General features: G+C 68.1%; 21 protein-coding genes. All 21 read left to right on the top strand.

Annotated elements, in window-relative coordinates:
• The first annotated feature begins 3 nt into the window (after positions 1-3).
• The 21 genes from dinB to H4W27_RS06855 all read left to right on the top strand — a co-directional run bounded on the left by dinB (position 4) and on the right by H4W27_RS06855 (position 23,152).
• Positions 4-1,197: a DNA polymerase IV gene (dinB, locus tag H4W27_RS06955; RefSeq protein ID WP_192595283.1), complete on the top strand. Its 1,194-nt coding sequence runs from the start codon at positions 4-6 to the stop codon at positions 1,195-1,197.
• A gap of 143 nt (positions 1,198-1,340) precedes the next feature.
• The gene (locus H4W27_RS06950) at positions 1,341-1,751 is read left to right on the top strand and encodes a DUF3040 domain-containing protein (RefSeq protein ID WP_192595282.1); all 411 of its coding nucleotides are present in this window, start codon (positions 1,341-1,343) and stop codon (positions 1,749-1,751) included.
• A 529-nt stretch (positions 1,752-2,280) separates the two neighbouring features.
• A complete protein-coding gene (gene mraZ / locus H4W27_RS06945) occupies positions 2,281-2,712 on the top strand; it encodes a division/cell wall cluster transcriptional repressor MraZ (RefSeq protein WP_192595281.1) in 432 nt (143 codons plus the stop codon).
• Between the two features lie 196 nt (positions 2,713-2,908).
• On the top strand, positions 2,909-3,916 hold the full coding sequence (gene rsmH, locus H4W27_RS06940; RefSeq protein ID WP_192595280.1) for a 16S rRNA (cytosine(1402)-N(4))-methyltransferase RsmH: 1,008 nt from the start codon (positions 2,909-2,911) through the stop codon (positions 3,914-3,916).
• Positions 3,913-4,557: a hypothetical protein gene (locus H4W27_RS06935; protein ID WP_192595279.1), complete on the top strand. Its 645-nt coding sequence runs from the start codon at positions 3,913-3,915 to the stop codon at positions 4,555-4,557. Before rsmH ends, H4W27_RS06935 begins: the two co-directional genes overlap by 4 nt.
• Positions 4,558-4,584: 27 nt before the next feature.
• The gene (locus H4W27_RS06930; protein ID WP_192595278.1) at positions 4,585-6,375 is read left to right on the top strand and encodes a peptidoglycan D,D-transpeptidase FtsI family protein; all 1,791 of its coding nucleotides are present in this window, start codon (positions 4,585-4,587) and stop codon (positions 6,373-6,375) included.
• Positions 6,372-8,111: a Mur ligase family protein gene (locus H4W27_RS06925; protein ID WP_192595277.1), complete on the top strand. Its 1,740-nt coding sequence runs from the start codon at positions 6,372-6,374 to the stop codon at positions 8,109-8,111. Before H4W27_RS06930 ends, H4W27_RS06925 begins: the two co-directional genes overlap by 4 nt.
• Entirely contained in the window at positions 8,108-9,562 is a 1,455-nt protein-coding gene (locus tag H4W27_RS06920) for a UDP-N-acetylmuramoyl-tripeptide--D-alanyl-D-alanine ligase (RefSeq protein WP_192595276.1), read from the top strand. Before H4W27_RS06925 ends, H4W27_RS06920 begins: the two co-directional genes overlap by 4 nt.
• Positions 9,559-10,662 (top strand): phospho-N-acetylmuramoyl-pentapeptide-transferase, encoded by a 1,104-nt coding sequence (mraY, locus tag H4W27_RS06915; protein ID WP_192595275.1) that lies wholly within the window; start codon positions 9,559-9,561, stop codon positions 10,660-10,662. Before H4W27_RS06920 ends, mraY begins: the two co-directional genes overlap by 4 nt.
• A complete protein-coding gene (murD, locus tag H4W27_RS06910; protein WP_192595274.1) occupies positions 10,644-12,248 on the top strand; it encodes a UDP-N-acetylmuramoyl-L-alanine--D-glutamate ligase in 1,605 nt (534 codons plus the stop codon). Before mraY ends, murD begins: the two co-directional genes overlap by 19 nt.
• 48 nt (positions 12,249-12,296) lie before the next feature.
• The gene (gene ftsW / locus H4W27_RS06905) at positions 12,297-13,733 is read left to right on the top strand and encodes a putative lipid II flippase FtsW (RefSeq protein WP_192595273.1); all 1,437 of its coding nucleotides are present in this window, start codon (positions 12,297-12,299) and stop codon (positions 13,731-13,733) included.
• Positions 13,734-13,788: 55 nt separating this feature from the next.
• Entirely contained in the window at positions 13,789-14,910 is a 1,122-nt protein-coding gene (murG, locus tag H4W27_RS06900) for an undecaprenyldiphospho-muramoylpentapeptide beta-N-acetylglucosaminyltransferase (RefSeq protein WP_192595272.1), read from the top strand.
• Between the two features lie 11 nt (positions 14,911-14,921).
• On the top strand, positions 14,922-16,349 hold the full coding sequence (gene murC, locus H4W27_RS06895) for a UDP-N-acetylmuramate--L-alanine ligase (protein ID WP_192595271.1): 1,428 nt from the start codon (positions 14,922-14,924) through the stop codon (positions 16,347-16,349).
• Entirely contained in the window at positions 16,346-17,173 is an 828-nt protein-coding gene (locus tag H4W27_RS06890) for a cell division protein FtsQ/DivIB (RefSeq protein ID WP_192595270.1), read from the top strand. Before murC ends, H4W27_RS06890 begins: the two co-directional genes overlap by 4 nt.
• Positions 17,174-17,501: 328 nt before the next feature.
• Entirely contained in the window at positions 17,502-18,743 is a 1,242-nt protein-coding gene (ftsZ, locus tag H4W27_RS06885) for a cell division protein FtsZ (RefSeq protein ID WP_192595269.1), read from the top strand.
• The gene (locus H4W27_RS06880) at positions 18,740-19,543 is read left to right on the top strand and encodes a polyphenol oxidase family protein (protein WP_318782208.1); all 804 of its coding nucleotides are present in this window, start codon (positions 18,740-18,742) and stop codon (positions 19,541-19,543) included. Before ftsZ ends, H4W27_RS06880 begins: the two co-directional genes overlap by 4 nt.
• 43 nt (positions 19,544-19,586) lie before the next feature.
• Positions 19,587-20,351 (top strand): YggS family pyridoxal phosphate-dependent enzyme, encoded by a 765-nt coding sequence (locus H4W27_RS06875; protein ID WP_318782207.1) that lies wholly within the window; start codon positions 19,587-19,589, stop codon positions 20,349-20,351.
• 50 nt (positions 20,352-20,401) lie between these two features.
• A complete protein-coding gene (locus H4W27_RS06870) occupies positions 20,402-21,067 on the top strand; it encodes a cell division protein SepF (RefSeq protein ID WP_225939034.1) in 666 nt (221 codons plus the stop codon).
• Positions 21,068-21,087: 20 nt separating this feature from the next.
• Positions 21,088-21,375, top strand: coding sequence for a YggT family protein (locus tag H4W27_RS06865; protein ID WP_192595268.1), 288 nt, complete (start codon positions 21,088-21,090; stop codon positions 21,373-21,375).
• A gap of 157 nt (positions 21,376-21,532) precedes the next feature.
• Complete coding sequence (locus H4W27_RS06860) at positions 21,533-22,474, top strand: DivIVA domain-containing protein (RefSeq protein ID WP_192595267.1); 942 nt, start codon at positions 21,533-21,535, stop codon at positions 22,472-22,474.
• A 54-nt stretch (positions 22,475-22,528) separates the two neighbouring features.
• Positions 22,529-23,152 (top strand): signal peptidase II, encoded by a 624-nt coding sequence (locus H4W27_RS06855; RefSeq protein WP_192595266.1) that lies wholly within the window; start codon positions 22,529-22,531, stop codon positions 23,150-23,152.
• Positions 23,153-23,244: the final 92 nt, after the last annotated feature.

The following is a 23,244-nucleotide window of genomic DNA, read 5'->3' as shown; positions in this document are numbered from 1 at the left end:
GGTATGGCCCCGTCATCAGCGGCTGACCCGCGCGTCCTCGCCCACGTGGACATGGATGCCTACTATGTGGAGGTCGAGCTGCTCTCACGTCCGGAGCTGCGCGGCCGCAAGATCATCGTCGCGGCCGACTCAGGCCGTTCGGTGGTGCTCTCCGCCTCCTATGAGGCGCGGGCCGACGGGGTGCGCTCGGCGATGCCGCTCTCCCGTGCCCGGCAGGCGAGTCCCCACGCGATCGTGCTCGCCCCGCATATGGAGGTCTATCGCGAGTTCTCACGACGCATCATGGCCTATTTCGACACGATCACCGATGCCGTGGAGCAGCTCAGCGTGGACGAGGCGTTCCTCGACCTCACCGGGTCCCGGCGTCGGCTCGGCGATCCCGAACGGATCGGGCAGAAGATCCGCCGCGAGATCCGCGAGGAGTTCGGCCTGCCGGCCACCGTGGGCATCGCTGATCGCAAGTTCATCGCCAAGATCGCCTCCACCCGGGCCAAGCCGGACGGGCTGCTGCTGGTGCCGCCCCAGCGGCGCCTCGAGTTTCTCCATTCGCTGCCCGTCACCGCCATGTGGGGGGTCGGAGGCAAGACCGCCGAATCCCTGGAGGCGTTCGGGATCAGCACGGTGCAGCAGCTGGCCCACACCCCGGAACCGGCCCTGCGCCGCCGATTCGGAGTCACCGGCACAGCCCTGCACCGGCTCGCCTGGGGCGAGGACGCCCGGGCGGTGCAGCCGCACCGGATCGAGAAGTCCATCGGCGCCGAGGAGACCTTCGCGCAGGACGTGTCCGATGACGCGGTGATTCGCGCTGAGCTGCTGCGGCTGAGCCACCGGGTGGCCGCGCGACTGCGCGAATCGGGGGTCTCGGCTCAGGGGCTGAGCCTGAAGCTTCGGTACAGCGATTTCGAGACGCTCACGCGCTCGTCCACGCTGACCCACCCCACGCACTCCGCGCTGGCCATCTACGCCCGCGTGCTCGCGCTGCTGGAGAAGCTGGGGGAGCGGACGCAGGCAGTGCGGCTCCTGGGCGTGCGCGCCGAACGACTCCTCGACGATGGTGGGGGGCTGCAGCTCAGCTTCGATCGCACCGAGACGAACTGGCTGGACGCCGAGAGCGCCCTGGACGCCGTGGCGAAGAAGTTTCCGCAGGTGCAGACGGCGCCGGCCTCCCTGCTGCGTGGCCGCACGGAGGACCCGTGACTGGTGGAATCCTGAGCGCCAGCTCAGAGATGCCCTCACAGCCGGGTTCGGGCTAGGTATGAGCTCGGCAAGCCGGTAGACTATACACCCAGGCGTATCCACCCCGGCGAGGACGCCATACGACGATCGCAAGGAGCTTCACGATGCCACTGTCGGAGCGTGAACAGCGCATGCTCAAGCAACTTGAGGATCAGCTCCAGTCGGAGGATCCCAGCTTCGCGAGCTCCATGCAGGACGCGCCAGCTGGAAAGCTGAACGTCCGCAACCTCGTTCTCGGGGCCCTGGTCGCCGTCCTCGGCATCATCGTGCTGCTGATCAGCATCTATAACCAGTGGATTCCTGTCGGTGTCATCGGCTTCCTGCTGATGGGCGCCGGCGTGTACTACGCCACCACCGGCGGTCCCTCCCGAAACTCTCGCGGAAATGGCGGAGACGGCGGCAACGGCGGAGGGGGCGGCGGCGGTCCCCGCAGCTCCACGCCGAGTCCCTCTGGTTCCGGAACATTCATGACCGGCCTGGAGCAGCGCTGGGAAGAACGACGCCGCCAGGACTGAACACGCTGAGCCTGCAGTCCCTGCCCCGGCCCCCTGCTCAGGCGGGTGTACTCCAGGCCCTGGCGCCGGTGGACGTCGCGCCGGCTGAGAACGCGAAAAGGCCCCTCTTCTGAGGGGCCTTTTCGCGTTCTCAGACCGCCACACGCGGTGCCCGGTCCAGGCCCCAGCCTGTCCTGTCCAGCTCCCCTCCACTTTCCCCCACAGCTGCCTGTCTCAGAGGCTGGATCGGCCCCGGGTGCCCGCAGTTCGCCGCTGACCGGCGCCTGACCGGCCCGGACGGCCGCTGATCACTGCCTGCGCGACCCCGCCGAAGCTCTCCCGAGGGCAGTCTCTTGACGCAGACCCTCCACCTCCCTCCACCGCCACCGACCTGGCATAACCGCAGGTCAGCGCGCTGCATCTCGCGCAACGGCCGCATCTTGCCGCGGTTAACACCGAGACTTGGTTGCAAGTGGGGGGAAGTGGGGTAAAGTGGAGCTCAGTAGAGGGAGAAGGAATGAGTCTCCTCGACAGGTGAGGCGGTGGGTCCATGTTCTTGGGCACATACACGCCTCGCATGGATGAGAAGGCTCGCTTGATCCTTCCCGCGAAGTACCGCGAGGAACTGGCCAACGGTCTGGTCCTCACTCGTGGGCAGGAGCGCTGCATCTACGTGTTCAGCACAGAAGAGTTCAAGAATGTGCACGACCAGATGCGCCAGGCTCCTTTGACCTCTCGCCAGGCACGGGACTACATCCGCGTCTTCCTCTCCGGAGCCTCTGATGAGATTCCGGACAAGCAGGGCCGGGTCACCATCCCGGCCGCGCTGCGGGAGTACGCGGGGCTGGACCGCGATGTCACCGTGATCGGTGCGGGAGACCGCGCTGAGATCTGGGACACCACGGCCTGGAACTCGTACCTGGAGGCCAAGGAGTCGGAATTCTCATCCACCGATGGGGAAGCCATTCCCGGCCTCTTCTGAGCAAGAGGGCGTCGGGTCGCTCAGGCGGCCCCGACAGAACAACACAGTTGAAGACGGTGTGAACACTTCACAGGATCCTTGGGTGAGTTCTTCCGCCGCCCGGCCGCATTCCTGACTTATCTTCCCCGATGGCAGGCAGCAGGCCGGAGCGGAGGAGGAGCTGGTCCAAGGATCCTTCCCTATCAGCGGAGGCACGATGGCAGAACGAGAGGCAGCTGACCGGCACGTTCCGGTGATGCGAGATCGCTGCATCCGACTGCTGTCGCTCGGAGCGGAGAACATCCGCGCCGCCGGACACCGCCCGGTGATCATTGACGCGACGCTGGGCATGGGTGGACACGCGGAGGCTCTGCTCGCGGCTGAACCACAGGTCAGCGTGCTCGGCCTGGATCGTGATCCGCAGGCCCATGAGCTCGCGGCCGCACGGCTGGCCCCCTACGGCGACCGCTTTCGCGGCATCCACACGGTCTATGACCGGGTGGACGAGGTCGCCGCTGAGGAGCTCGCAGCGGACCAGCGGGTGGCGGGGGTGCTCCTGGACCTGGGTGTCTCCTCGCTTCAGCTGGATGAGGCCTCCCGCGGCTTCGCGTATTCCTATGACGCCCCGCTCGATATGCGCATGGACGCCTCGGAGGACTCCCCGGATGAGTCCGTGGCGGAGCTGCTGGCACGCATCGAAGTTCGCGAGCTCAGCCAGATCCTTCGTGAGTACGGCGAGGAGCGCTTCGCCGGACGCATCGCCAAAGCCATCGTCACCCGCCGGGAGAGTCAGCCGTTCACCTCCACGGCGGACCTCGCCGCCGTGGTCGATCGTGCTGTTCCTGCGGCCTCGAAGCGCACCGGAGGGCACCCCGCCAAGCGGACCTTCCAGGCGCTGCGCATCGCGGTCAACGAGGAGCTCGAGGTCCTGCGCCGCACCATCCCGCACGCGATGGACGCTGTCGCTCCGGGGGGACGGATCGTCGCGATGAGCTACCACTCCCTGGAAGATCGCATCGTCAAGCAGGCCTTCGCACGCCGGACGAAGTCCTCCGCGCCGACAGGCCTGCCGGTGGAGCTGGAGGAGCACAAGCCCACGTTCACCTCGCTGACCCGAGGCGCCGAGCTTCCCGATGAGACCGAGATCGCCGAGAACCCCCGTGCCGCCTCCGCCAAGCTGCGCGCCGTCGAGAAGCTCATGATCACCAGGAGGACTCAGGCATGAGTGCAGAAGCACACTCCCTGGCGCTGCCAGAGCGCACCCCGCTGGAAGCAGCCGGGTCGCGGGCAGCCGCACCGGTCCTGCGTGCGCTTCCCAAGCTCAAGCAGCGTCAGAAAGGGCTGATCGGCGGGATCATCGTGCTGCTCGCCCTTGCTCTGACCGTGGTCCTGGCCGTCAACATCCACGTCGCCAACTCGCAGTACACCGTCGTGCAGCTGCAGAACGAGCATCGCACCCTCACCCAGACCAACCAGGCGCTGACCGAGCAGGTCCAGCACCTGGAGTCGCCCCAGGCCCTCTCCAGCGCGGCAGTGGGGCTGGGCATGGTGATGCCCGCCGAGGCGGCGGCGTTCGATCTCGGCAGCGGTGAGGTGCTCGGCAGCGCGGCCTCCGCCGACAGCGGCGACCGCCCCTCCGGCTTCGTGGCCACCCCCGCAGCACCCGGCGACGAGGCCGCCGCTCCGCTGAACGTCTCCGAGAACGTGACCGGCGCCCCTTCAGGGATTCTCGGCGCGGGCGCGTTGAACACGCTCACCACGTCTCCCAGCGGGCAGAATGGCGAAGAGGAGAGCACAGGGACGCGGAGCCAGTTCAGCTCCGCCGAACTCAACGGCGGGACCATCCCGGCGCCCGCGTTCGACTGACCTACCCGTTGGGAGCACGCAGAAGCCATGGCAGCCGCCCAGAAGAAACGCGCAGACCGAGTTCTCTCCTTCCGCATGCGCATCGGTCTGACCATGATTCTGGTGATGCTGCTGGTCCTCGGCGGCAGACTCTTCCACGTGCAGGGTCTGGACCCTGCCGGCCACGCTCAGGCCGCGGTCTCCGAGCGGCTGCGCAGCACTCCGCTTCCCGCCCACCGCGGAGACATCCTCGACGCGCAGGGCCGCGTGCTTGCCACCTCCGTGGACCGCTATGACATCGTCGCCGACCAGCAGGTGGTCGATGACTTCGTGCGAATCGACGAGGCCACAGGGCTCCGCGAGGAGGTCCCCGTGGAGACGGGGATCGCCGAACTCAGCGAGATCCTGGACATCGCACCTGAGGAGCTCTCCGAGAGCATCATCGGGGAGAGCCGCTACTCCGTGGTCACGCGGTCCCTGACACCTGAACAGAGCCAGGCGGCCACCGATGTGGGCATCCCCGGTCTCTATGCCGAGCCTGTGGCCGAGCGCAGCTACCCCTCTGGGGCGGTGGCCGGCTCCATCATCGGCTTCATGGGCTCCGAGGGCCCGCTCGAGGGCATCGAAGCCGCGCAGGACGAGGCGCTGCGCGGCACGGACGGAGAACGGATCTTCGAGGTCGGCGGCGACGGCATCCGCATCCCGATCGCCACCTTCGAGGAGCTCCCTGCGGAAGACGGACAGGACATCCGCCTGACCATCGACCAGGACCTCCAGTGGTTCGCCCAAGAGGCCATCGCGGAGAAGGCCCATCAGTACAACGCCGCCTGGGGCAATGCCACAGTGGTGGACCTGAAGTCCGGCGAGATCCTGGCGACGGCCGACTCCGAGACCGTGGACCCTTCCGACCCCGGAGCCGGCGATGAGCTGTTCCGCCGCCCGCTGGCGCTGACCCAGGCCTTCGAGCCCGGCTCCACCGGCAAGGCCATCACCTTCGCCACGGCGCTGGAGGAGGGCACGCTCAATCCCACTGACGGCTTCGAGGTGGACAACAGTTACGAGGAGGATGGGCAGACGATCACCGACGCCACGGATCATCCCACTCTGGACATGACCGCGGCCGGGATCTTCGCGCGCTCTTACAACACCGGCACCGTGATGATCGGCAGCGAGGTCCCCGAGGACACGCGGTACGAGTACATGCAGAAGGTCGGCCTCGGCGAGCCCATCGACATCGGAGTCGGCGCGGAGACCAGCGGGGTGCTGCGACCTCCCGAGGAGTGGGACGCGCGCCAGCACCTGACCACACAGTTCGGTCAGGGCTACACGACCTCGGTGCTGCACAACCTGCAGACCTTCCAGGCCATCACGAACGGAGGGGTCAGCAAGCCGCTGCGCGTGGTGGACTCCTACATCGATGCCGACGGCACCGAGCACCCGGTCGAGACCGAAGCGGAGGAGAGGGTCTTCTCTGCGGAGACCTCGGAAGAGATGCTGCGCATGTTCGAAGGGGTCGTGGAGTACGGCACCGGATCCGATGCCGCGATCCCCGGGTACCGGGTGGGCGGCAAGACCGGCATCGCGGAGGCGGCCGGTGCCGGCGGCGGCTTCGACGGCCACACGCAGTCCTTCATCGGCGTGGCTCCGCTGGATGACCCCCAGTACCTGGTCTCGATCACGGTCCATCGGCCTCAGGGGTACTGGCGGGACTGGCAGGTCACCGACACGTTCCGTGAGATCATGTCCTACGTGCTTAGCAGTTATGACGTCGCGCCCGAAGGGGCGAAGAGCAGAGCCTATGACGGCTTCACCGGCGAGAACCAGGACCAGCCCTGGTGAGCGGAGATGCCGCAGCGCTCAGTGTGGCCCAGCAGGACAGGGTCTTCCGACCTCATGGAGTCGTCGGCGCCTCCGTGGAGGAGCTCGTCGCAGAGCTCAGGAGCACCGGCTATGACCCGCTGGTGTCTCCCGTGAGCCGAGAGGCCGACGAGATCCGGCTGACCGGGGCCGCCATGGACCCGCAGGCAGTGGGACCGGGGGACCTCTTCGTCGCGGTCTCAGGAGCGCGTGCGCACGGCGCGGACTTCATCGCCACTGCCCTGGCCTCAGGCGCGGCCGCTGTGCTGACCGACGGCGACGGTGCCGAGAAGATCCGCGAGGCCATCGGATACCGGACCCCGGTCATCGAGGTGACCCGGGTGCGCGACGCCGCGGGGCCCTCTGCCGCACTGATCTACGGCAACACGGCCACCTCGGGTCCAGCGCTGTTCGGCGTGACCGGCACCAACGGCAAGACGACGACGACCTACTTCCTGCGCTCCCTGCTCGACGCTGTGCTGGACTCCCATGACCAGGCCACCGGACTCATCGGCACGATCGAGATCGCTGCGGGGTCAGAGACCATCCCCTCGAAGATGACCACACCCGAGGCCGTGCAGCTGCACAGCCTGATGGCGCTGTTCCGAGAGAGCGGCATCACCGCCGCAGCCATGGAGGTCTCATCGCATGCCATCTCATACCAGCGCACCAGCGGACTGTTCTTCAACGTCGCCGGCTTCACGAACCTGACCCAGGACCACCTGGACCTCCATGGCTCCATGGAGGGCTACTTCGAGGCCAAGGCTGCCCTGTTCGCGCGCAGCCGCACGCGCAGCAGCGTGATCATCGTGGACGACCCCTGGGGACTGCAGATGGCCGAGGCCGCAACCGGCCACGTGGTCAGGCTCGCCACCGACGACGACCCCGCCGCCGAAGCAGACTGGATCGTCACCGAGGTCTCCGCCGAGGCCCTGGGCAGCCGCTTCACGCTGCACAGTCGCCGCACCGGGGAGCTCATCCGCTGTCGGACCGGTCTGCCGGGCCGCTTCAACGTCTCCAACGCCGCGCTCGCCGCCGTGATGGTGCTGACCGCCCAAGAGAGGGCGGAGCTGGCCTTCAGCCGCGCCGAGATCATCTCCGCCCTGGAGCAGGCGGACCCCTTCACGATCAGTGTTCCCGGACGGATGCAGGTCATCGGCACCGCTCCGGCCGCGATCGTGGACTTCGCCCACAACCCCGATGCCATGATCCGCACCCTGGAGGCCGCCGCCACCGCCTCGCAGGGCAGGACCATCCTGGTCATCGGAGCAGCCGGCGAGCGGGACATCACCAAACGGCCCCTGATGGGGGCCATCGCGGTGCGGATGGCCGACCATGTCATCATCAGCGACGACGATCCGCACGGCGAGGACCCCGCGCAGATCCGTTCCGCGCTCATGGAGGGCGCCCGCGCCGCCCTTCAGGACGAGGCACTGGCGACCAGGCTGGAGGAGATCTCTCCTCGCCTGGACGCGATCACCCGTGCTGTGGAGCTCGCGGAGCCCCGGGACACGATCATCCTTGCCGGTCGCGGCCATGAGGTGCACCAGGACTTCGCCGGCACCAAGCATCCGATCGACGACCGGGTGGAGCTGGCCCGGGCGCTGCGCGGACGCGGCTACCCCACAGCACCGGATGCCCCAGACACCCCCGTCGCCGCCCGTCCCGCGGCGACGCCCCGAAGAGACTCCACGCCAGAAGGAGGCAGCGCCGCATGATCGAGCTGTCAGCCCACGAGATAGCCCAGATCACTGCGGGAACCCTTCGCGGCATCGCGGAGGCCTCCGCCGTGACGGTCACCCACGCAGACACGGATTCCCGCGCCATGCGACCCGGCGCGCTGTTCATCGCGAAGCCGGGGGAGACCACCGACGGGCACCGCTTCATCGATGACGCACTCGAGGCCGGCGCCGCGCTGGTGCTGGCGGAGCGTGCCACCGTCGACGCCGCGGGGGCGCCTCACCCGGCCGTCATCGTCGAGGACGTCGTGGAATCGATGGGCCGGCTCGCCGCCGCGATCCTTGACCGCATCCGCGCGCATTCACCCACCACCGTCATCGGGATCACCGGGTCCGCAGGAAAGACCACCACCAAAGACCTGCTGAAGTCCCTGCTCGAGCCGGAGGGTCCGACCGTGGCACCGCAGGGCTCCTACAACGGCGAGGTCGGGGTCCCGCTGACCATCTTCACCGCAGAGCTGGACACCCGCTACCTCGTCGTGGAGATGGGCGCCGACGCGCCCGGCAACATCCGCGATCTCGCACGCATGGTCCGCCCCGACATCGGAGCGGTGCTGATGGTCGGATCCGCCCACGCCGGCAAGTTCGGCGGCGCAGACAAGATCGCAGCGGTCAAGCAGGAACTGGTCGAAGAGATCCCCGCCTCGGGGCACGTCGTGCTCAACCGCGATGATTCCCAGGTCTCCGGGATGGCTCAGCTGGCCCAGGCTCCCATCACCTGGTTCTCCAGCACACAGCCCGGTGCGCACCCCGACCAGCTCAGCGCCCAGGAGCTGAGCCTCGATTCCGAGGGCCACCCCCGCTTCACGCTGAGCTTCACCGAGACCCGGGAGGAGTTTCCCATCGTCTCGGGACTCACAGGAGCACACCACGTCTCCAACCTGCTGGCGGCCGCGGCCTGCGCGCTGCGGGCCGGGATCGCCCCGGAGCGCATCGCCGCACGGCTCGACGGGCTGGGTCCGATCAGCCGGTGGAGGATGGAGCGCACCGAACGCGCCGACGGCGTGACCCTGATCAATGACGCCTACAACGCCAACCCCGAGTCGATGCGCGAGGCGCTGCGCACGCTGGCCATGATCAGCAGGCCCGGAGAGGGACGGCCGGCGCGACGCTCGGTCGCCGTGCTCGGCGCCATGCTCGAGCTCGGCGACGTCTCGATCCCCAAGCACACTCAGCTCGGCGAGACCGTGGTGCGACTGAACATCGACAAGACCCTCGTCGTCGGTGATGAGGCCTACTCGCTCTACCGCGGAGCCATCGCCGAAGGCAGCTGGGGCTCAGAGGTCCACTGGGTGGCCACCGTCGAGGAGGCGGAGGCCTATCTGGACCAGGAGCTGGCCCCGGGCGACATCGTGCTCTTCAAATCCTCCAACGGCGCAGGGCTTAGACTCCTCGGTGACCGGATCGCCGCGAAGGGAGGAACCCAGTGATCGCTGTAGTCATCGGTGCAGTCCTGGGCCTGGGCCTCACCCTCGCCGGAACGCCGCTGTTCATCCGTTTCCTGGTCAAGCGGGGGTACGGCCAGTTCATCCGGGACGACGGCCCCACCACTCATCACGTCAAGCGGGGCACCCCCACGATGGGCGGGGCCGTGATCCTGATGGCGGTGCTGGTCGCCTACTTCGTGACGCATCTGCTGCTCAGCTTCACCGGGGACAATCCGGGCCCGACCGTCTCGGGACTGCTCCTGCTGCTGCTCATGGTGGGCATGGGGATCGTCGGCTTCGCCGATGACTTCGCGAAGATCAGCAAGAAGCAGTCACTCGGGCTGACCCCCTGGCGGAAGATCACCGGACAGGGCGTCATCGGGATCCTCTTCGGGGTGCTGGCGCTGAACTTCGCAGACTCCGACGGGCTGACCCCCGCCTCCACCAAGATCTCCTTCGTCCGCGAGACCGTGATCGACCTCGCCTTCGCCGGCCCGATCATCGGCGTGATCCTCTTCGTGCTCTGGGCCAATCTGATCGTCACCGCGACCACCAACGGGGTGAATCTCACTGACGGTCTGGACGGGCTCGCCACGGCGGCCACGGCCATGGTCACCGCGGCCTATACGATCATCTCCATCTGGCAGTACAACCAGTCCTGCGGCGGCTCCAGCGCGATCGCGGGCGTCTGCTATCAGGTGCGTGACCCCATGGACATGGCGATGATCGCCGCAAGCATCACCGGCGCGCTGATCGGCTTCCTCTGGTGGAACACCTCACCGGCAAAGATCTTCATGGGCGACACCGGATCGCTGGCCCTCGGCGGCGCACTGGCAGGCTTCGCGATCCTGACCCACACCCAGCTGCTGTTCGTCATCCTGGGCGGGCTCTTCGTGCTGATCGCGCTCTCGGTGATCATCCAGGTCGGCTACTTCAAGCTCTCCGGGGGAAAGCGCGTCTTCCTGATGGCTCCGCTGCAGCACCATTTCGAGCTCAAGGGCTGGGCCGAGGTCACCGTGGTGGTCAGATTCTGGATCATCGGCGCCCTGGCCGTGGGCATCGGCCTGGCCGTGTTCTACGGTGAATGGGTGATCTTCCAGTGACCTCCGAGTTCCCCGGGGCCGACGCACAGGGGGCCGACCCGCACGGGAGCGCTGAGTCCGCACGGCAGCCGCGGGTCCGCCCCGAGCTTCGGGGCTGGGACGCGGCCTGGTCCGGTCTGCGCGCCGTGGTCACCGGCCTCGGCGTCTCCGGCTTCGCCGCCGCAGATACGCTGGCGGAGCTGGGCGCCCGGGTCGTCGTCGTCGACGGAGCCGATGGTCGGAAGAAGCGCCGAGACGCCGAGACCCTGCGACTCGTCGGCGTGGAGGACATCCGTCTGGGCCAGGAGCACCTGAGTGAGCTCCCGCTCGTCGACGGCGCCGTCGCGGAGCTCGTCGTCACCTCACCCGGCTGGCGGCCCGACTCCGCGCTGATCGCAGCCGCGCGCGCACAATCGATCCCGGTGTGGTCCGAGGTCGAGCTGGCCTGGCGCCTCGGACCTCGACCGGGGGCGAAGCAGCCTCAGTGGCTGGTGCTCACCGGCACCAACGGCAAGACCACCACGGCCACGCTGCTGGAGTCGATGCTGATCGCTGAAGGCCGCCGCGCGATCGCCTGCGGCAACATCGGAGTCCCGGTGCTCGACGCGATCCGTGATCCGGAGGGCTACGACAGTCTCGCCGTGGAGCTCTCCAGCTTCCAGCTCGAGTACACCGAGCTGCTCTCCCCGCTGGCCTCCGCCGTGCTGAACATCGCCGAGGACCATGTGGACTGGCACGGAAGCTTCGACGCGTACTGTGCCGCCAAGGCGAAGATCTTCGAGAACACCCAGGTGGCCTGCGTCTACAACGCGGACCAGCGCCTCACCGAGGAGATGGTCGCCGCGGCCGATGTCCAGGAGGGCTGCCGGGCCATCGGTTTCACCACCGGGTCCCCGGGACTCTCCATGCTCGGCGTGGTCGATGACCTGCTGGTGGATCGGGCCTTCCTCGAGGATCGCCGCCACCGGGCGCTGGAGCTCGCCTCGCTGCAGGACTTCGGGCCGCTGGCTCCCCAGCACCTGGTCGCCAATGCGCTGGCCGCCGCGGCGCTGGCTCGAGCAGCAGGGGTTGCGCCGGAAGCGATTCGCCAGGCGATCACCGACTACGAGGCCGGAGACCATCGGATCCAGCCGGTGGCCAAGGCCGACGACGTGCTGTGGATCAACGACTCCAAGGCCACCAACCCCCATGCCGCAGCCGCCTCGCTGCGCAGCTTCACCGATGTCATCTGGATCGCGGGCGGACTGCCCAAGGGCGTGGTCTACGACGAGCTCATCGCCGAGATCGCTCCGCGGCTGCGTCAGGTCATCCTCATCGGCACCGACTCCTCCCAGCTGAGGTCCAGCCTCGAGCGACACGCGCCGGGAGTCCCGGTGATCGGTGGACGCTTGCGAGAGGATGAGCACAGCACCGAGATCGAGGCCGCACTGGCCGGCACGGACGGCGTCTGCGCCATGCGCGCGGCGGTCACCGAGGCCGCGAAGGTGCTGGCACCGCAGCACACGGTCCTGATGGCGCCGGCGGCGGCATCGATGGACCAGTTCGTCTCCTATGCGGCACGAGGCGAAGCCTTCATCGCCGCCGTGGCCGAACTGATGAACGACTGACCCCGAGGCGGGCCCCCTGCGGGGAGGCCCCGCCAGGAGGAGGACTGGATGGACAAGCGGAGACCTCGCGTCCCAGCCTCCCCCGAAGGCACCAGACCACGCCTGCGCGTGGTGGAGGCAGCCGCCCCGAAGGAGACCGGGCCCCCAGCGTCCGCGCCGCCGCAGACCGATGATGCTCAGGGCGAGGGCACGAGCGGACGCCGCTGGAAGGCCGCGCGCTCGACCTCCCGCCGGAACCGGATCCAGCGCTTCTGGCAGTTCGCCGAGGAGGGGAACCCCTACACCACGTTCTGGCTGCTGCTGGGCTCGGCCCTGGCGCTGACCGTCTTCGGACTGGTCATGGTGCTCTCGGCCACCGCCGTGGAGTCCGTGGGCACCGAGGCCGGCGCCTACGGCGTGTTCCTGCGCCAGGCCACCTGGGCCGGCATCGGCCTGGTCGGGATGTTCCTGGTGGCGGTGATGCCGCGCGGATGGCTCAAGAAGCTCGCCTGGCCCGCCATGGCGCTCGGTGTGCTGGGCCTGGCGCTGGTGCTGACCCCGCTGGGCTACGAGGTCCAGGGCAACCGGAACTGGATCGCAATCGGTCCCATCAACGGGCAGCCCTCGGAGCTGGCCAAGATCGCGCTGTGCCTCTGGACCGGGCTGGTGCTCGCGCGCAAGGGACCGAAGGTCCGGGAGCTGCAGCACACCATCGTTCCGGTGATCATGCCCGGAGCAGCTCTGATCTTCGCCTTCATCCTCTGGGGCCGTGACCTGGGCACCGCCCTGGTCTTCGGCTTCTTCCTCGCGGCCATGCTCTTCGTCTCCGGGACCAAGGCTCGCTATTTCATCGCCGCCGGGATCACCGGCGTCGTGGGTGCGGTGCTGCTCGCGCTGATGAGCCCCAACCGGACGGTGCGCATCCAGGCCTGGCTCGGCATCAACGACGCCTGCAGCCTGCCCCAGGACTTCTGCTACCAGTCCGAGCAGGGGCTCTACGCGCTGGCCTCGGGCGGATTCTGGGGGGTGGGCCTCGGCCAGTCCCGGCAGAAGTGGAACTACATCCCCGAGGCGGAGAACGACTTCATCTTCACGATCCTGGGAGAGGAGCTCGGCCTGCTCGGCGCGCTGACCGTGCTGCTGCTCTTCGCGGCACTGGCCCTGGGCATGTTCCGCGTGGCCTCCCGCTCCTCGGAGACCTGGGTGAAGATCACCACCGTGGGCATCATGGCCTGGGTCATCGGCCAGACCTTCATCAACCTCGCCATGGTCACCGGACTGCTGCCGGTGATCGGTGTGCCCCTGCCCTTCATCTCCTACGGCGGCTCGGCGCTGACTGCGAACCTCGTCGCCGTCGGCGTGGTGATGAACTTCGCGCAGACCCAGCGGCTCGAGGCCCGAGAGCGCGCGCAGAGCGCCCAGGGCGCCCCCGCGAAGCGCGCCAAGGGTGCGAAGAGCTCCAAGGGCTCCGGCGTGAACTCGCGCCGGAAACCTGCAACAGTATGAACTGCGCAGCCCGGTCCTCCCGGGTCACACCGAGCTTCAGGAGTATGAGACACAGATGAGCACACCCTCCGTGGTCCTCGCAGGTGGCGGCACAGCCGGGCATGTCAGTCCCATGCTGGCAGTGGCGCGCGCCGTCGAGCGGCTCGTGCCCGATGCCCATCAGACCGTCATCGGCACCGCCGCCGGGCTCGAGACCCGACTCGTCCCCGAGGCCGGATACCGGCTGGCGAGCATCGAGAAGGTCCCGCTGCCGCGTCGCCTCTCCCGAGACGTACTGCGCTTCCCCTCCCGCTTCGGCCAGGCTGTCCGGGATGCCGCAGAGATCCTGCGCGCCGAGAAGGCTGATGTGGTCTTCGGCGTCGGCGGATACGTCTGCACCCCGGTCTATCTGGCCGCACGGCGGCTGGGCATCCCCGTGGTCCTGCACGAGGCCAATGCGCGTCCCGGCCTCGCCAACAAGCTGGGTCACCGCTTCGCGGCGTTCAGCGGCGTGGCCTTCGAAGGCACTCCGCTCAAGGGTGCCGAATGGGTGGGCATGCCCATGTCCCGAGAGATCTCGCAGCTTGACCGGCGCACGGAGCGCACGGCCGCGCGCGAGGCCCTCGGCCTGGACCCGCAGAAGGTGACCCTCGTGGTCACCGGCGGATCCTCCGGGGCGCTCTCACTGAACCAGTCGGTTCGCGCCGCGCTTCCCGATCTGCTCGGCACCCAGGCCCAGGTGCTGCACCTGACCGGACGTGACAAGGCGATCACCGATGACTCCGGCGCGCTACTGGACCTGGAGGGCTATCACCAGCGCGAGTACCTCGACGGCATGCAGCTCGCCTACGCTGCGGCAGACCTCATCATCGCCCGCTCCGGCGCGGCCACGGTCAGCGAGATCGCAGCGGTGGGGCTGCCCGCCGTCTTCGTCCCGCTGCCGGTGGGCAACGGCGAGCAGGAGCTGAACGCCCGCGAGCTGGTCGCGGCAGGAGGCGCGCTGCTGGTCAAGGACGAGCACTTCCACAAGGCCTGGATCCGTCGCAACATCGTTCCGCTGCTGGAGGACCCCGCGCTGCTGCGGACCATGGAGCAGCAGTCCGCCTCCCGGGGCATCACCGACGCCGATGAACGGATGGCCCGAGCCACGCTGGCCGCCGCCGGTCACGACCTGGACACCCCCGAGAAGAAGCCGTGAAGCGGCCCAGCATGAACGCAACGGACTCACTCGCCTCGGAGCAGCCCGCCGAGGAGGCGTCAGACACCCTCGGGCACGTGCACTTCCTCGGGCTCGCCGGAGTGGGGGTCTCCGCCGTCGCACGACTCATGGCCGCCGACGGAGTGCCCATCTCCGGCACTGATGCCAAGGATCTGCCCGTGCTCGAGGAGTTCCGCAGGGCCGGCGCGACGGTGCACGTGGGATACAGCGCAGCGAACCTGGCGGCGGCCGAGGCGCAGGTGGGTCAGTCCATCAGCACCGTCATCGCCTCCTCCATCGCGGCGGCGGGCAATCCGGAGTACGACGAGGCGCTGCGCCGCGGGCTGCCGGTGCTGCACCGCTCCCAGGGCCTGGCGGCGCTGATGCGGACCCGACGCTCAGTGGCAGTGGCAGGCACCCACGGCAAGACCACCACATCCTCCATGGCCACAGTCCTGCTGGAGCAGGCGGGGCTCTCCCCGACCTTTGCGGTGGGGGCGAATGTCGCGGGGCTCGGGGTCAATGCAGCCCTGGGGTCCGGAGAATGGTTCATCGCCGAGGCAGACGAGTCGGACGGCTCCCTGCTCAACTACGCTCCCGAGGTCGGGGTGGTCACCAACGTGGAGCCCGACCACCTGGACCACTACGGCACCGCAGAAGCGGTGGAACAGGTCTTCGTGGACTTCACCGAGCGCATCAGCGACGGCGGCCACCTGGTGCTCTGCGCCGATGACCCCGGCGCCCGCAAGCTGCTGCAGGCGGTGCGGGAGCCGCTGACCGCCCGGGGGGTGAGCATCACCAGCTACGGCACAGCCGCAGAGGCTGACCTGCGGCTGGATGAGCTGAGTCCCGAGGGCGGCACGGTCATCGAAGGCGCGGCACGTGCACCGCTGCGGCTCAGCGTGCCCGGTCTGCACAATCAGCTCAATGCGCTGGCCGCCATCGCCGTCGGACGCAGAGCCGGGCTCGCGCTCGAGACCTGCGCGGCGGCCATCTCCCACTTCCAGGGCACCTCCCGCCGCTTCGAGCTGCGTGGCGAGGTCGGGAAGGTGCGCGTGTACGACGACTACGCGCACCACCCCACTGAAGTATCCGCCGTGCTCCAGGCGGCCCGATCCTCCCTGGCCGGGACGCACGGCCGTGTGCACGCGATCTTCCAGCCGCACCTGTTCAGCCGCACCGCCGCCTTCGCCGAGGACTTCGGCCGGGCGCTGACGGCGGCGGACACCGTGGCCGTGCTGGAGATCTACCCGGCCCGGGAGGAGCCCATCGACGGGGTCACCTCCGAGCTGCTGGGACATCCGGTGCTCAGCGCCAGCGAGGCCGTGGCGGCCGTGGTTGCCGCCGCAGAGCCGGGGGACATGATCATGACCCTGGGCGCCGGTGACGTCACCGCCCTCGGCGCCGATGTGCTCGCCGCACTCCAGGCGCTGCGATGACGCGCAGGGGCCGCCGCAGCTCCGTGGACGGACCGAAGAACGAACCAGCAGACTCCGCTGACCTCGAGAACCCCGCCGAGACCCCGCTGGACTTCCCGGAGCCGGCCTCCGTCTCCAGCCGTCGACGACGACGCCGCGGCGCGCTTCTGGGACTGATCACTCTGGCGGTGCTGCTGGGCATCGTGGCCATGCTGTACTTCTCGCCCCTGCTGGTGGTGCGCACCATCACGCTCGAGGACAACGAGCTCCTCACCGAGCAGCGCGCGCAGGAGCTGCTGGAACCGCTGCGCGGCACGCCGCTGCCCCAGGTGAGCGACGGCGACGTGAGCGCGCTGCTGAATGATGAACACGCCGTGGCAGAGGTCATCGTGGCGGCGGAGCTCCCCACCGGGCTGCAGGTCCGAGTCATCGAGCACCCGCCGGTGGCAGAGGTCCACGACGGGGATGAGATCCACTTCTACAGCCAGGAGGGCGAGGTCATCAGGACCTTCGAGGACTGGGAGCGTCCCGACGCTCAGGGCTACGCGACCCCGGTGATCTCCGCCGAGGCGGCCCTGCAGAACGAGTCCGTGTTCAAGACCATCGTCTCGGTGCTGGGACAGCTTCCCGAGGGGGCCCGGGAATCGCTGGACTCGGCCACTGCGGAGTCCCGCGACAGCGTGCAGCTCCAGCTGCAGGACGGCCGCACGGTGGTCTGGGGCAGCGACGACCGCGGGCAGGAGAAGGCGGTCGTGCTCGAAGCCATCCTCGCATCGGAGGCCGAGGACTTCGAGGAGGCCGATGTCCTCGACATCTCCACTCCGAGCGCGCCGGTGACGCGGTAGCCGCACCCGACGCGTAGGGTGAGGAGCAGGAACGGACCCACCGGTGGGGACCTCGCACCCAGGTCCTCTAAGGTTCAAGTAAAGCTTGAACGTTGCTGTGGGTTCGCAGGCAACAGAACAATGTCTTAGGTACGGAGGCTCCCGTCCGCTGAAGAGCCGCTGCGACGTCTCGGACTGCCGCCCATGACCGAACCGATGTACCCGCGAATGACATCGGCACGATCAGGCAGCCGCGACGGGTGAAGACAGTGAGGAGTCGCGCCGCGGCTTCTGCGGCGACGGGGGCCTTCGTGCATCTGAGACCAGAGACGAGCAAGGGACACACAACGTGGCATCACCGAATAACTACCTGGCCGTGATCAAGGTCGTCGGCATCGGTGGCGGCGGCGTCAACGCCGTCAACCGCATGATCGACGTCGGTCTGCGTGGCGTGGAATTCATCGCCATCAACACCGACGCTCAGGCGCTGCTCATGAGCGACGCCGATGTGAAGCTCGACGTTGGGCGTGAACTGACCCGTGGACTGGGTGCCGGTGCCAACCCCGAGGTCGGTCGTCAGGCCGCCGAGGACCACTCCGAGGAGATCGAAGAGGTCATCCGCGGCGCCGACATGGTGTTCGTCACTGCAGGCGAGGGCGGCGGCACAGGAACCGGCGGCGCCCCCGTGGTGGCCCGCATCGCTCGCTCCCTGGGCGCGCTGACCATCGGCGTGGTCACCCGCCCGTTCACCTTCGAGGGCCGCCGACGCGCCGGTTCCGCCGAAGAGGGCATCGAACAGCTGCGCGACGAGGTGGACACCCTCATCGTCATCCCCAATGACCGTCTGCTCTCCATCTCGGACAAGAACGTCTCTGTCCTCGACGCCTTCCGCTCCGCCGACCAGGTGCTGCTCTCCGGCGTCCAGGGCATCACTGACCTGATCACGACCCCGGGCCTGATCAACCTCGACTTCGCCGACGTGAAGTCGGTCATGCAGGGCGCGGGCTCGGCCCTGATGGGCATCGGCTCCGCCAATGGCGAGGATCGGGCGGTCAAGGCCGCCGAGCTGGCCATCGCCTCCCCGCTGCTCGAAGCCTCCATCGACGGCGCCCACGGCGTCCTGCTCTCCATCCAGGGCGGCTCTGACCTCGGGCTCTTCGAGATCAACGAGGCCGCTCGACTCGTGCAGGAGGTCGCTCACCCCGAGGCGAACATCATCTTCGGCGCCGTCATCGACGACGCCCTCGGTGATGAGGCCCGCGTGACCGTGATCGCGGCCGGCTTCGACCAGGTCGACGTCACCTCGCGTCCCGCACAGCCGCTGCAGAACCAGGCACCGGCGCGCAGCGTGGGCTCCGCGGCTCCAGCCGCCCGCACGGCTCCGCCGGTCCCGGGAACCGTGCCCGGCACCGTGCCCCTGGCCGCTCCTGCGCAGAACGCAGGATCCCAGGACACCGCCCCGCAGCAGCGGGTCGACTCCTCACGTCGCCATCACGAGAATGACGAGCAGCAGGACATCCCGGACATCGTGGAGTCGGACTACAACGGTGGGCGCAACGACGACCTCGACGTGCCTGACTTCCTGAAGTGATCCAGCCCCCCGGGCTTCCGGGGAGGCCGCCGTCGTTCTGGTGGCAGGAGAGCCTCGACGACGGTGTGCACCTGGCCTTCACCTCGGTGGAGGCAGGGAACCTGGCCCGACATGTGGGCCCCCAGCACGATGTCGAGGCAGACCGGCTGAGGATCCAGGAGGCGATGGGCGTCCCCGCGGGATCCCTCCGCTTCCTGGATCAGGTCCACTCGGCGGATGTCCTTGACGCGCAGCAGCGCGGGGGCGGCGCGGTCGCGGACTCACCGGGCGCCGTGCCCAGCGGGCAGGGTGTCCCGACGGGGGATGCATGGGTCTGTGCAGACGGCTCCGTTCCGCTGGCCATCATGGTCGCGGACTGTCTCCCTGTTCTGCTCGTGGGGCGGCGTGCCGAAGAAGACCACCGCACCCCGGTCACCGCCGCGGCCCATGCCGGTCGACCGGGACTGCTCTCCGGCGTCCTGGAGAACACGGTAGCCGCGATGCGTGACCGCGGAGCCGCCTCGATCACCGCCTGGATCGGGCCCGGCGCCTGCGGGCGGTGCTACGAGATCCCCGAGCAGATGGTCACCGAGATCGCGGTCGCGCGTCCCGCCATCGCCTCGAGGACCAGCTGGGGCACCAGCGCGCTGGATCTGCGCGCCGAGGCCGAGTCCGTGCTGAATCAGCACGGTGTCGCCGTGGCGGAGCTCTCCGGCTGCACGGTGGAGGACGAGTCGCTCTTCTCCCACCGCCGAGCACCCGGTGCTGGTCGCTTCGCCGGACTGCTCTGGATGGACTCGGCGGTCACGCCGAGCCGATGAGGCCCGGCTGTCTGGATCCATGCACTCTCGATAGGCTTCAGCTGTGGACACCAGTGGAATCAGCCAGACCTTCCGAGCGGCCGCTGCCCGGCTCGCCGCGAGCGGTGAGGATCCGCGCAGCCAGCAGCTGGCGGAGAACCTCGCGAGCGTCCATGAGCGCGTCGACCGTGCGATGGCGGCCGCAGACCGCCGCGACCGTCCGACCCTCATCGTGGTCACCAAGCATTTCCCCGCCCCGGATGTTCAGCGGCTGCACCGGCTCGGTGTCCGCGACGTCGGCGAGAACCGGGACCAGGAGGCGGCAGGCAAGGCCGCCGAGGTTCAGGAGGCCCTGCGCTGGCATTTCATCGGCCAGCTGCAGTCCAACAAGGCCAGGTCGGTCCTCCGCTATGCGGATCACCTGCACTCGGTGGATCGTCCTTCCCTGCTGAAGGCACTGATCAAAGCGCTGCCGTCACCTCCCGAGAAGCCGCTGACCTGTCTGATCCAGGTGGATCTCCGGGATCCCATGCCCGCTGACGGCAGGGGAGGGGCGGCCCCAGAGGACATCGAGCGCCTGGCGGAGTCGATCGAGGCGGCCGCGGGGCTCAGACTCGGCGGACTCATGGCAGTTGCGCCGCTGGGGGAGCCCGCAGGTCCGGCATTCGAACGGCTGCAGCAGCTCTCCGCGCAGCTGCGCCACAGCTTCCCCCATGCGGACATGATCTCGGCCGGAATGAGCGGAGATCTCGAGGAGGCCGTCGCACATGGTGCGACACACCTGCGAGTCGGCCGAGATGTCCTGGGTGAGCGTCCGCTTCAGCGATAGTCTCGGAGTCGCGCAGTGACAACACAACCTTCCCCCTCAGGAGAATCCTCATGGCCGGTGCCTTCAAGAAGACCATGATCTACCTCGGCCTCGCCGATGGAGACGACTACAGCGAGGACAGCTTCTCCAAGGAGCCCTCGACCACGGCTCACAGCGCCCACGGGTCCACTGCGGATTCTGCGCCGATCAGCCGCAGCGGCGGTGCCTCGGCGGGCTCGGTGCGCGAGGCCCCCGCGTCGAGCAGCTCGGTCTCCACGGCTTCCGGCCGGGGAAACGAGGTCGTCTCGCTGGGCGTCGGATCCGACCGCGACGAGAACACGACACATGCAGGTCAGTACAACAGCTCCAACTTGGCGCTGGATCCGGACTACCGCGCTCCGGTCACCCCGATCAAGCGAGCCCCCTCATCCCGGGATGAAAGTTCACCGATGCGAAAAATCACCACCGTCCACCCGCGCTCCTACAACGACGCGAAGGTCATCGGAGAGTCCTTCCGGGACGACATTCCGGTGATCATGAACGTCACCGACATGGGAGAGGCCGAGGCCAAGCGGCTGGTCGACTTCTCGGCCGGACTCGTCTTCGGCATGGGCGGCTCCATCGAGCGGGTGACCAACAAGGTCTTCCTGCTCACCCCCAAGAACATCGAGGTCCTGGCTGAAGAGCGCGCCGCGGCAGAGGCCCCGTCCTCCGCCCAGTTCTTCAACCAGAGCTGAACGAAGTACTCTTTCCTCCTGTGGATCTCTTTACCGCGCCCCTGTACCTGCTGCTGACCATCTACCAGTTCGCGCTGGTGGTCCGCATCATCTTCGACCTCACGCAGCAGTATGCCCGCAGCTGGCGACCCAAGGGCCTGGCGCTCATGCTTGCGGTCGGCGTGTACACCATCACCGATCCGCCCATCCGCTGGATCCAGCGCAAGGTTCCGCCGCTGAACCTGGGCGGTGTGTCACTGGACATGGGCTTCCTGCTGGTCTTCCTCCTCATCGTGATCGCCAAGATGATCCTGCGGAGCTTCGCCTGACCGTGCTGGTCCAGCACTGCGCCGTGCCGTGGACCCCGGTGGATGAAAGCCCGGCTTGAAGGTTGAAGTCGAGGGCCCAGAAACGCAGTGGGTATGCTGGTCGTTGACCCAAGATCAGCTTCACAGCTTCCCCAGCCACTTGATGAGGTGACACCGCATGGCCCTGACTCCTGATGATCTCCTGAACAAGGAATTTCCCGAGACCAAGTTCCGTCCCGGTTACGACAAGGACGAGGTCGATGACTTCCTTGATGAGGTCGTCGTCGAATGGCGACGCCTGACACAGGAGAACGAGGACCTCACCGCCAAGGTTGCGGCCCTCGAAGAGCAGCTCGAGGAGAACCCTGCGAACCTCGAGCCGGATGAGCTCAACGACGCCGGCCTCTCCGGCTACGCCGGCACCAGCTCGGCGATGACCGGATCCATCGATCGGATCGGTGAAGACCAGGACCAGGAGCTCAAGGCAGACCCGGCAGTCACCGCGCACCCCGAGTATGAACTGGGGACGCGTCCCGCCCAGGAGCGCCCCCAGGAGAACGGCGGAGCGGACTCTGCAGCATCCGCCACCGGTGTCCTCGCCATGGCGCAGAAGCTTCACGATCAGTACGTCTCCGAGGGTGAGCAGACCCGCGCGGCCTATATCGCCGAGGGCGAGACCAGGCGAGCCGAGTACATCGCGGAGGGCGAGCAGACCCGCGAGGCATACATCGCCGAGGGCACGCAGACCCGCGCCGAGTACATCACCGAGGGTGAGACCACCCGCGCCGAGTACATCGCCGAAGGAGAGTCCCGCCGGGACGAGCTCCTCAGCGCCGCAGAGAGCACCCATGCACAGCTGCTCGCCGAGGCCGAGCGCCGTCGCAACGAGATCGTCACCGAGGCCGAGACCCGCGCCGAGAACATGATCGAAGAGGCCGAGCTCACCTCCACCCGCACGCTCAACGCGCTCGAGCGCAAGAAGGCCGACCTGGAGTCCAAGGTCGGGGAGCTGACCAGCTTCGAACGCGACTACCGCGCCCGGCTCAAGGACTACATCGAGGGTCAGCTCGCGGATCTGAACAGCCGCGGCTCCATCGAGAAGGAAGCCACCGTCAGCTGATCCAGACCCTGGGGGCCGGACGTCCGGCTCAGACCCGACCTGTAGAATTCAACGGTGTCTGAACAGTCTGCCCCCATCCATCAGCGGTCCACGCGAACCCCGTCCCGCCGAACTGCCCTCCTCGTGGCAGCGGCACTGGCGGTGATCGCCTGGGCCGCTGATCAGTTGACGAAGATCTGGGTCGAATCCACGATGACCCTGGGGGAGCAGACCGAGGTGCTGGCTCCGGTGCTCTATCACCGCTACCACCTCAATCCAGGTGCCGCCTTCTCCATGGGCACAGACCATACGTGGATCTTCACCCTGATCATGTGCGTGGTGCTGGGCTATGTGCTGTGGCACAGCCGCCTGCTGGGCGGCTCCTGGCTCTGGACGCTGGGCCTGGGCGGGCTCGCAGGAGGTGTCGCCGGCAACCTGACCGACCGGCTCTTCCGCGATCCTTCGCTCAACGGTGAGGGCCTGGCCACCTTCGGCCAGGGACACGTGGTCGACTTCATCGCAGTCCCCGGCTTCGCCATCTTCAACATCGCAGACTCCTTCATCGTGTGCTCCATCATCGGGATCTGCGCCATGATGCTCTTCGGACTGAACCTCGACGGCACGCGGGAGCTCAGCAGCAGGCGCGTCCGGAAGGACCAGGCACAGGAGACCGCCGGTCAGGACGAGGCGCAGGCGTGAGTGCTCAGGAGACCGGCCGGGAGATTGGCGAGGAGATGGATCAGGAGACGCGCCAGGAGACCGGCCGAGAAATCGGTCAGGAGACCGGCCGG

Origin of the sequence: Nesterenkonia lutea (assembly GCF_014873955.1) — a bacterium.
In the GTDB taxonomy this organism is placed as follows: Bacteria; Actinomycetota; Actinomycetes; order Actinomycetales; family Micrococcaceae; genus Nesterenkonia; species Nesterenkonia lutea.
The sequence above is the reverse complement of the archived record's forward strand: the minus strand, read 5'-3'. Positions and strand labels throughout refer to the sequence as shown.